Consider the following 9,436-nt stretch of genomic DNA (forward strand, 5'->3'; position numbering starts at 1 on the left):
GGACGAGCACCCCGGTGGCCGCGAGTTGGCTGTGCACCGCGCCTCGGTCCATCCCCGCGGCGCAGCCCATGGCCTCCACCCGTGCGGGCACCTCACCGGCCCCGTTGGCGTGCAGGGTGCCCGCGCCTCCCTCATGGCCCGTGTTCAGAGCACCCAGCAGGGACACGATCTCCGGACCTCGGGCCTCGCCGACCACGAGTCGGTCCGGACGCATCCGCAGTCCCTGGCGGACCAGGGTCTCCAAGGACACCTCACCGCTGCCCTCGATATTGGCCGGCCGGGTCTGTAACCGCACCACGTGCGGATGGTCGGGGCGCAGTTCGGGGGAGTCCTCGGCCAGGACGATCCGTTCGTCCGGTGGCACCAGGGACAACAGACACGACAGCAGGGTGGTCTTTCCCGTTCCGGTGCCGCCGCTGATCAGGAACGGAATCCGTCGAGCGATGAGGGCCCGGAGCAGTTCGGCGCCGGACGGGGTCAGCGTGCCGCACTCGATCAGCGCGGGTAGGCCGAAGACCCGGTTCGGTGGCATCCGTAGCGAGACGCAGGCGCTCTCCGGCGCGATCGGTGGCAGCACGGCGTGGAGCCGCGCACCGCTGGGGAGTCGGGCGTCCACGTACGGGGAGGCCGCGTCCAACCGGCGGCCGGCGCGGAACGCCAACCGCTGGGCGAGCCGACGCACCTCGTCGGCCGAGTCGAACCGCACGTGCTCCACCCGTCGCAGCCCCTCACCGGTGTCGACCCACACCTGGTCGGGTCCGTTGACGAGGATGTCGGTGACGTCGGTGGTCATCAACTCCTCCAACGGACCCGCCCCGTACAGGTCGGCGCTCAGCGCCCGGGTGAGTTCGAGCATGTCGGTACCGCCCAGCAGGGTCCCCTCGGCGCGCAGGGCGGTCGCCACGTTGGCGGGGGTGATCGGGGACCCACTGGCCACGAAGCGGTTGCGGACCCGCTCCAAGAGCGCCTTGCGCTGTTCCGGGGGGATCGACCCCGGTGCCACGGCGCTCCCCGCGGGACCCGGAGCCGATCCGACCCCGCTTGGTGGAACCGATGTCGGCTCGGGCCGCCTGCCGTCATCGGAAGCGGTCGGGGAACCGTGCCACAGCCGTTCGATCCGCCTCATCCCGCCTCCCGCAGCCCGGAGAACGTCCCGACCACACGGTCCGCGTACCGGGCCAGCGGCGATCGGGGGTGTCGCGCGGGCACCTCGCCCATCGTCAGGGCACGGGAGAGTCCGGGTTCCGATGGCAGGTCCGCGTCCAGGTCCACCCCCAGACTCCCGGTGACCACCGAAGTGGACAGGCCGCCGTGTGAACCGCGCACCACCAGCCGGAGTCGGTCGGTCTCCTGCCGCAGTGTGTCGATCATGCGTGCGGCCGACACCACCGCGTACACGTCGGCGGGTACGACCAACAGCACGAGGTCGGAGTGGTTGAGGAACACCCGGGTGGCGGAGTCGAAGGATCGGGGCAGGTCGATCACCACCAGTCCCGAGCCGCGCCGGGCGGAGGACAGCACGGACCGGGCCGCGCCCACGGGCAGCGCCGTTCCCTGACCACCGGTGCCTCGCGCCCAGGTGAGGACGTCCACCAGGCCCGCGCTGGGAAGCCCGTCCCGCAGGGCCCGCCAAGGGGTGCGGGAACGCTGGTTCACCAGGTCGTTCCAACCGGTGTGCGGACTCTGGGGGGTGTGGTCGCAGCCCAGGTAGATGTCGGGTCCGCAACCCAGGGGGTCGGCGTCCAAGAGAGCGGTGGAGCGTCCGGCGCGTTCTCCGGCCAGGGCGAGGGCCACGGTGAGCAGGCTGGCCCCGGCGCCTCCACGTCCCCCGATGACCGACACGGTGGGCGCGGGCCGACGCTCGCCGACCGCGCCGAACAGTTCGACCAGAAGCGACTCGTCCCGGGGGAGCAGGTAGACGGGTGAGCCGTCATCGGGCCCGGGCCCCTTCGGATCGGACCCTCGGGGGCCGACCACCGCCGGCCCCGGACCGGTCGTGGCCCCGCCCGGTGGTCCGTGAGCGGTGCGGCCCCCGTCGGGGAGGCCCGGTGCCATGGTCCGAAGATCCGGGGCGTCGGGTGACCGGGAGGCGACCACCAGCCGAGGGTGCGGCGGTGGATGGGCCTCGCCCAGCATCCCTCGTAGGTCCGCGCCGACCACCACCAGTGGTGCCCGACGCCACGAACGCAAGGCGCGTTCGGGGTCGGGGGCGACGGCCACCTCGGTCGCGGCCGCGGTGGCCAACCGAAGCAGGTCGTCGAGGAGGGCGGGATCTGCGGTGACGATGAGGGGGCGCTGCGGAACGTCCATCGGACCTCCGGTGAGGGCGGGAACCTGCCCTTTCGACCTTGGCCGACACCGGAGCGCGAAAGAAGTGGGGTGCGCGGATCTGTGGATAACTCCGCGGGACCCGTTCAGAGAACCGGGCTGCCCCACCCGCGGGCGGGACATACGTACGGGGGCTGTCGTACGTCCCGCCCGGCAGGCGAGGCGGAGCGGAAACCGTGGGCCCCGTCCCAGAGGGGGATCTGGGGCGGCCCTGGTCCGGCCCTGGGGGGACGGGTCGGCTGTTCCGCTCTCCTAGGAAGGGCCTACGGGAGTGGTCATCGAACTCCCGAGACCTCGGAGATGGTCCGTTGGTGCGTGTTGGCGCGAAGAACGGTCGGTCGGGCCGTCCGATCGACGTGTCCGTATTGCCGTCAGCCACTCGAAAGGGACGTTCCGCCTCGGTTTTCACCGAGGATCTCGGTCCTTCGCTCAACTTCTGAATCAGACGCTACCACGAGTGTTGCGTATGGGTTCGGGAATCCAGGGGAAAAACTTCCGTCAACCGCCTATTCGATGGGCGGGTGCGCGTCGTAGAAAGAAAGCGGACGGTGGCATGAGTCCCACCCCGACCCTGGTCGCGGGAGCCCACGCCTCGCTGGGCCCCATAGGGCCTGTCCAGATCTGATGGAATCTGGTTCCACCAGGTCGGACTACAGATTAGTGACGCTTGACAACCCGTCGCTCCAGGGTCGGAAACGGCGCCCCGGGTCAAGATCCGAGGCGCCGTTCGACGTGCACGTGCAGATGCTCGTGGCATTCTTGAAAGATTGTCCAACGTTCAAGCGTGACCGAACCGATATCGAATGGCCGTTCCACTTGTCGGTTAATGGACGATTGCGAAACTTCGCGGCTTTCCCGCGCAAGGCCCCGCATGGAGTGGGTCGAATCGCGTTCGGTTCGACTTCAGCCTCGCTTGAGCGCCTCGCACGTGGCCATGGAGTCCTGGGCTCCGGCGAACACGGCGCGGCAGCAGTACACGATCCAGTCGCCGACACCCTTCGGGGTGCCCTCCATGTATCCGCGCAGTGCGGGAGCGTATTCGTCCCTCAGCGTCTGGTGACCCAGCTCGGAGGCGACCAGCGACTTCGGGTCCAGACCGCGCTCGATCAGGGTCAACCGTTCCGCGGCGCGAGCCACCAGCCCGTCACCCCATCCGAACGGACGGATCGCCATCAGCTCTCCGTGCACCAGCGACGAGGTGATCAGGGCGGGGACCTTCGTGCGGGACTCCAGCAACCGGTACAGGCCCTCCAACCGCGCGGAGGCCACCGGGGAACTCGGGGCGGGACCCAGGTCCAGTGGTTCCTCCACCCGTTCACCCTCCAGGCGGGGGCGGCCCAGCGCCTCTTCGGAGACCGCGTCGGCCGCGGCCAACGTGTGCAGTCGCGCCAGGGTCTGCCGGGGCGCCTTCGGCCAGGTGTCCACCATCGCGCCCAGCTCGCCGCCGATGCGCAGCGCACCCTTGATCCGGGTGTCGTAGACGTGCCCCTCACGGATCTCGTCCATCGAGACCTCGGCGCCCTCCAACGCAGCCGACGCGCACGCGCCGCGCAGGGAGGACTCCAGGGACACGTCGTTGCTGCGCCGACGCAGGATTCGGTGGTCCCTCAGCCGGTCGACCAGGGTTCGCGTCTCGTCGACCGCGTCGCTCACCCCCGGCAGCTCGGCGATCCGGGACAGTGGGTCTGACAGGGAGGCAGAACTCGATTCGCTCACGTCAACCAACACTACGCGGCGGTAACACCGGCCGCCCACCTCCCCGGGTCAGGTCCTGGGGAGACCGTTCATCGCGGACCGGCGACCGTTCGTCGACCGTTCGGCGCTCGCCCGGCGCTCACCGCCGCTGGACCGAGACCCGGCTGTTCACGCGCCCGGCGTCACATGATTAATTGGTTGCCAACCGCCAACGTAAGGAGAATCACAGTGGCCGACAGCACTCCCTCGAGCCAGGAGACACTGTCCAACCTTCTCCACGAAACACGTAGCTTCCCGCCGCCCGCGGAGCTCGCCGCGAACGCCAACGTCAAGGCGGACGCCTATGACGCCGCGGCCGCCGACCGACTCGGCTTCTGGGAGGAGCAGGCCCGCAGGCTCCAGTGGGATCGGGAGTGGGACACCGTTCTGGACTGGAACCCGCCCTACGCGAAGTGGTTCGTCGGCGGCAAGATCAACGCCTCCGTCAACTGCGTGGACCGCCACGTCGACGCCGGTCTCGGTGACCGCGCCGCCATCCAGTGGGAGGGCGAGCCCGGTGACAGCCGCACCATCACCTACGCCGACCTCAAGGACCAGGTCTCCCAGGCCGCCAACGCCATCACCGCGCTCGGCGTGAAGAAGGGCGACCGGGTCGCCATCTACATGCCGATGATCCCGGAGACCGTCGTCGCCATGCTCGCCTGCGCCCGTATCGGCGCCGTGCACATGGTCGTCTTCGGCGGGTTCTCCGTCGACGCACTCGGCCAGCGCATCGACGACAGCCAGGCCAAGCTCGTCATCACCGCCGACGGTGGTTACCGACGCGGTAAGCCCAGCGCCCTCAAGCCCGCCGTGGACGGGGCCGTCGCGGACCGGCCCGTCGTCGAGAACGTGCTCGTCGTCCGTCGCACCGGCCAGGACGTCGAGTGGACCGACCGTGACGTCTGGTGGCACGAAGCCGTCGGCTCCGCGAGCACCGAGCACACCCCCCAGGCGCACGACTCCGAGGACCCGCTGTACATCATGTACACCAGCGGGACCACGGCCAAGCCCAAGGGCATCCTGCACACCACAGGCGGGTACCTCACCCAGGCCTCGTACACGCACTGGGCGGTCTTCGACCTCAAGCCGGAGAGCGACGTCTACTGGTGTGCCGCCGACATCGGTTGGGTCACCGGTCACTCCTACATCGTCTACGGTCCGCTCTCCAACGCGGCGACCGTGGTCATGTACGAGGGCACCCCGGACACCCCGCACAAGGGCCGTTTCTGGGAGATCATCGAGAAGTACAAGGTCACGATCGCCTACATGGCGCCCACCGCGATCCGTACCTTCATGAAGTGGGGCGACGAGATCCCCGCGAAGTACGACCTGTCGAGCCTGCGCGTCATCGGTTCGGTCGGTGAGCCGATCAACCCCGAGGCCTACATCTGGTACCGGGAGAACATCGGTGGCGGCAAGACCCCGGTGGTGGACACCTGGTGGCAGACCGAGACCGGCGCCATCATGGTCAGCCCGCTGCCCGGCGTCACCTCGGGCAAGCCCGGCGCCGCGATGGGCTCGATCCCGGGTATCGAGGCCGACGTCGTCGACGAACAGGGACGGTCGGTGCCCGACGGTGAAGGCGGCTTCATCGTCATCCGCGAACCCTGGCCGGCCATGCTCCGCGGCATCTGGGGCGACGACCAGCGCTACAAGGACACCTACTGGTCGCGCTTCGAGGGCCTTTACTTCCCCGGCGACGGTGCGAAGAAGGACGAGGACGGTGACATGTGGCTGCTCGGCCGCGTGGACGACGTCATGCTCGTCTCCGGTCACAACATCTCCACCACCGAGGTGGAGTCGGCCCTGGTCTCGCACCCGAAGGTCGCCGAGGCGGCGGTCGTCGGAGCCGCCGACAAGGTGAGCGGTCAGGCGATCGTCGGCTTCGTCATCCTGCGGGGCGGAGAGGAAGAGGTTCCCGAGGATCTGGTCCAGGAGCTGCGCAACCACGTCGGCAGCTCGCTCGGTCCGATCGCCAAGCCCGCCCGTCTCCTCGCGGTTCCGGAGCTGCCCAAGACCAGGTCCGGCAAGATCATGCGGCGTCTGCTGCGCGACATCGCCGAGAACCGGGACATCGGTGACACCTCCACCCTGACCGACTCGTCGATCATGGACGTGATCGCCAAGCAGCTGCCCTCGGCCGGGAAGAACGGCTGAGGGGTCGGATCACCGACGGTTCCACGGCGCCCCATCCCCTCCGACGGGGGTGGGGCGCCTTCGAACGCTCACTCACCACCGAAACCGAAGCCCGCCGTTTTGCGTGCCGTGAGAGACATCAGTGGCATGGCATGTGCGAGGATGCGGAGGATAATCCGCGTGTTCGGACCGAGAGAAGGGAACCCCCACGATGGTGGACAAGCCGGGTACCGGCCGACCTGGCGCTGCCGGCGACCCCGAACGTTCCATCGGTGAACTGGTCACCGACGCCACCGAAAACCTCTCGCGTCTGGTCAAGCTCGAGATCAGGCTCGCCAAGCTCGAGGCCAAAGCGGACGCCGTCAAGATCGGCAAGAGCGTCGGTGAGTTCGGCGCCGCCGGTGTCATCCTGCACCTCGTCGCGATCCTCTTCTCCATCACCGCCGGGTTCTTCCTGGCCGAGGTCTTCGGTTGGCAGTACTGGACCTCGTTCCTCGCCGTCACCGGCTTCTACCTGCTGATCGCCCTGATCTTCATCCTGTTCGCGGTCATCAACCTGCGCCGGCGTCAGGGCCTGGCCCGCACGGCGATCACCACCTCCCGCCTCGTGGGCATCCTGCGCGGAGAGATCCGTCCGCCCAGGCGCGACGGGGCCACGGCCGTCACCGAGGTCAGCGCCGCCAGTGGGGCCACGGCCGTCACGAACGACTAGCGACCCGAAGGTGCTGGACGATTCGGCCGCCTATGTGGACGGCCCCTGGACCCACCGGACGGTCGGCGCGGCCGGAGCCCGGTTCCATGTGGCCGAACTCGGCGAGGGTCCGCTCGTCCTCCTCCTGCACGGCTTCCCCCAGTTCTGGTGGACGTGGCGCGACCAGATGTCCGCCCTGGCCGAGGCCGGGTACCGGGCCGTCGCCGTCGACCTACGGGGCTATGGCGCCAGTGACAAGACCCCGCGGGGATACGACCTGGTGGGTCTGGCACAGGACATGGCGGGGTTGGTCCGTGCTCTCGGATCCGCCGAGGCCGTCGTGGTCGGACACGGAGTCGGTGGGCTGATCGGCTGGACCATGACCGCCTACCACCCGGGCACGGTTCGCGCCCTGGCGGCGGTGTCGGCCCCCCATCCTCGACGCGCCGCCCGCGCCCTCTTCCCCCCGGGACCGGGTGCGGGTCACATGCTCCGCGCCCAGGTGCCGATCCTCCCCGAACACCGGTTGCTCGCCGACGGTTGCGTGCGCGTGGGTGAGCTCCTCGACGCCTGGTCGGCCCCGGGATGGCCCGACCGTGAGGCCGAGGAACGCTACCGTCTCGCCTTCTCGATCCCGAAGGTCTCGCACTGCTCGCTGGAGTACCACCGCTGGATCTTCCGGTCGCGATGGCGCGCGGACGGCCTCCGGTACGCCCACCGAATGCGCGCGCCGGTGCGGATCCCCGTCCTCCAACTGCATGGTTCCCTGGACCCGGTCTGTCCGCCGAAGGTCGCCCGATCCTCGGTACGACTCGTCTCCGGCCCCTACCGCTGGGTGTCGGTGGCCGACGCCGGACACTTCCCCCAGGAGGAGCGGCCGCGTCACGTCGGGGAGGCTCTCGTAGGGTGGGTGGGAGAGATCGACGGCGAACGGCGGTGAGGCACCCATGACGACGCGGGCCAAGGGCGAACGGGACCGTAACGAGGTCGGGCGGGCACAGAACCAGCGGCCTCGTGACCGATACGGGCGTCCGATGCCTCATGGCGGTCGGGGTGAGGTCGAACGTGTGCCCGACGACGCCGAGTTCACCGTGGAGGAGGGCCTGAGCGAGGCCCAACGGCTCTTGGACCAGGGGTACGCGTTCACCGCGCACGAGGTGCTCGAAGCGGTCTGGAAGTCGTCTCCGGAACCGGAGCGGGAGTTGTGGCGCGGACTGGCGCAGACCGCGGTCGGAGTCACCCACGCCCAGCGCGGTAACCGGTTGGGCGCGGCTCGCCTGTTGCGCCGAGGCGCCGACCGGGTGGAGGAGTTCGGCCCGAAGGCCCCGCACGGGGTGGACGTGGCCGGGATCGCCGTGTTCGCGCGAGGTCTGGCCGACGACCTCGACAGCGGTCGTGCGACCTCTGGAGACGGCATCGATCCCTCTGGAATGCGGCTCCGAAAGGCCTAATTCCGTCCGGACCGAAACCCGCCTCCAGCGCGGTATAACAGGGGGTGGAGAGTCCCTCGCCCCTCCTGTGCCTCCAGTGACTACCGAGGGTAATTTCTGATTCGTGCCCGTATACGTGCTTTGTCATTCGTATAGCACTATCGCATTATGCGATGTCATCTGGGGTAAAAAAGATCAACAAAGCCATTAATCCGAATCCCGAGATCACCATGGGGTCACATCTTCGACCCCTCTTGGGGAAATGGCGAACCGGCCCTCTTAATTATTCTTCCGCGTGCGTACAATCCCCGGATCACCGCTCGCGGGTACGTCACGCGGGCGGCGTGCACCACACAGAAAGGTGGCACCGCTTCGACCCCGACCCGCGTGATGTCGCCCCAGCTCAACGCTCCCGTGGGCGATGGAACGCATACGGCGGTGCGCGGCACCGGAGCCCAAGAGGCGGCTGTTCCGCACACCTTCGATGACGGGGCCGAAAAGAATGTGCCCGTCTCAAGGAGGACGGATTGTCTGGGCTCAACATCGCCGCGGATGGCGGCATGGCCCTGGCCCTGGAAGGCAGGGACCTCACCCTCGTCATCGTCGTCATGGTGGTCGCGCTCCTCGCGCTCGCCGTAGCGGGGATGCTCGTACGTGAGGTACTCGCCGCCGGGCAGGGCACCGAACGAATGCGCAATATCGCGCTCGCCGTTCAGGAAGGCGCCGCGGCCTACCTGAAACGACAGTTCCGCACACTCGCGGTCTTCATCGTCGTCATCCCCCTACTACTGCTTCTTCTGCACGCCGACACATGGGCCATCGCCATCGGCCGATCGTTGTTCTTCGCCCTCGGGGCCCTACTCTCGGCGGCCACCGGCTTCATCGGAATGTGGCTCGCGGTCCGCGGCAACGTTCGTGTGGCCGCCGCGGCCCGTGGCGGCGGTGAAAGCGACGGCCATACCGCCATGCGCATCGCGTTCCGCACCGGCGGTGTCGCCGGGATGATCACCGTCGGCCTCGGCCTGCTCGGTGCCGCGCTCGTGGTCCTCATCTACCGGGAGAACGCCCCCATCGTCCTCGAGGGCTTCGGCTTCGGCGCGGCCCTCCTCGCGAT

Annotated in this window: 8 protein-coding genes; 5 read left to right on the plus strand and 3 right to left on the minus strand. The window is 68.8% G+C overall.

The window, feature by feature from the left end; translation table 11 throughout:
- From K8V84_RS25705 to K8V84_RS25715, 3 genes are all read right to left on the minus strand, one after another.
- Positions 1-1,003 (minus strand): TadA family conjugal transfer-associated ATPase (locus K8V84_RS25705; protein ID WP_304079520.1); only part of this gene is annotated, 1,003 nt, incomplete at its 3' end.
- A 119-nt stretch (positions 1,004-1,122) separates the two neighbouring features.
- Entirely contained in the window at positions 1,123-2,310 is a 1,188-nt protein-coding gene (gene ssd / locus K8V84_RS25710; RefSeq protein WP_304079521.1) for a septum site-determining protein Ssd, read from the minus strand.
- A 921-nt stretch (positions 2,311-3,231) separates the two neighbouring features.
- Entirely contained in the window at positions 3,232-4,044 is an 813-nt protein-coding gene (locus K8V84_RS25715) for an oxidoreductase (protein WP_304079523.1), read from the minus strand.
- A gap of 207 nt (positions 4,045-4,251) precedes the next feature.
- Here K8V84_RS25715 and acs point away from each other — a divergent pair, with 207 nt between their 5' ends.
- From acs to K8V84_RS25740, 5 genes are all read left to right on the plus strand, one after another.
- Complete coding sequence (gene acs, locus K8V84_RS25720) at positions 4,252-6,222, plus strand: acetate--CoA ligase (protein WP_304079526.1); 1,971 nt, start codon at positions 4,252-4,254, stop codon at positions 6,220-6,222.
- Positions 6,223-6,412: 190 nt separating this feature from the next.
- On the plus strand, positions 6,413-6,913 hold the full coding sequence (locus K8V84_RS25725; RefSeq protein WP_304079528.1) for a phage holin family protein: 501 nt from the start codon (positions 6,413-6,415) through the stop codon (positions 6,911-6,913).
- Between the two features lie 10 nt (positions 6,914-6,923).
- The gene (locus K8V84_RS25730) at positions 6,924-7,832 is read left to right on the plus strand and encodes an alpha/beta fold hydrolase (protein WP_304079530.1); all 909 of its coding nucleotides are present in this window, start codon (positions 6,924-6,926) and stop codon (positions 7,830-7,832) included.
- Positions 7,833-7,839: 7 nt separating this feature from the next.
- Positions 7,840-8,343: a DUF309 domain-containing protein gene (locus tag K8V84_RS25735; protein WP_304079532.1), complete on the plus strand. Its 504-nt coding sequence runs from the start codon at positions 7,840-7,842 to the stop codon at positions 8,341-8,343.
- 539 nt (positions 8,344-8,882) lie between these two features.
- Positions 8,883-9,436 (plus strand): sodium/proton-translocating pyrophosphatase (locus K8V84_RS25740; RefSeq protein WP_304079536.1); only part of this gene is annotated, 554 nt, incomplete at its 3' end.

The sequence above is a fragment of the Nocardiopsis listeri genome, assembly GCF_020741345.1.
In the GTDB taxonomy this organism is placed as follows: domain Bacteria; phylum Actinomycetota; class Actinomycetes; order Streptosporangiales; family Streptosporangiaceae; genus Nocardiopsis; species Nocardiopsis listeri_A.

Bases quoted from the DNA above. Each gene is read 5' to 3' on its own strand.
- ssd (WP_304079521.1), bottom strand. From the start codon at position 2,310: ATGGACGTTCCGCAGCGCCCCCTCATCGTCACCGCAGATCCCGCCCTC.
- K8V84_RS25725 (WP_304079528.1), top strand. From the start codon at position 6,413: ATGGTGGACAAGCCGGGTACCGGCCGACCTGGCGCTGCCGGCGACCCC.
- K8V84_RS25735 (WP_304079532.1), top strand. From the start codon at position 7,840: ATGACGACGCGGGCCAAGGGCGAACGGGACCGTAACGAGGTCGGGCGG.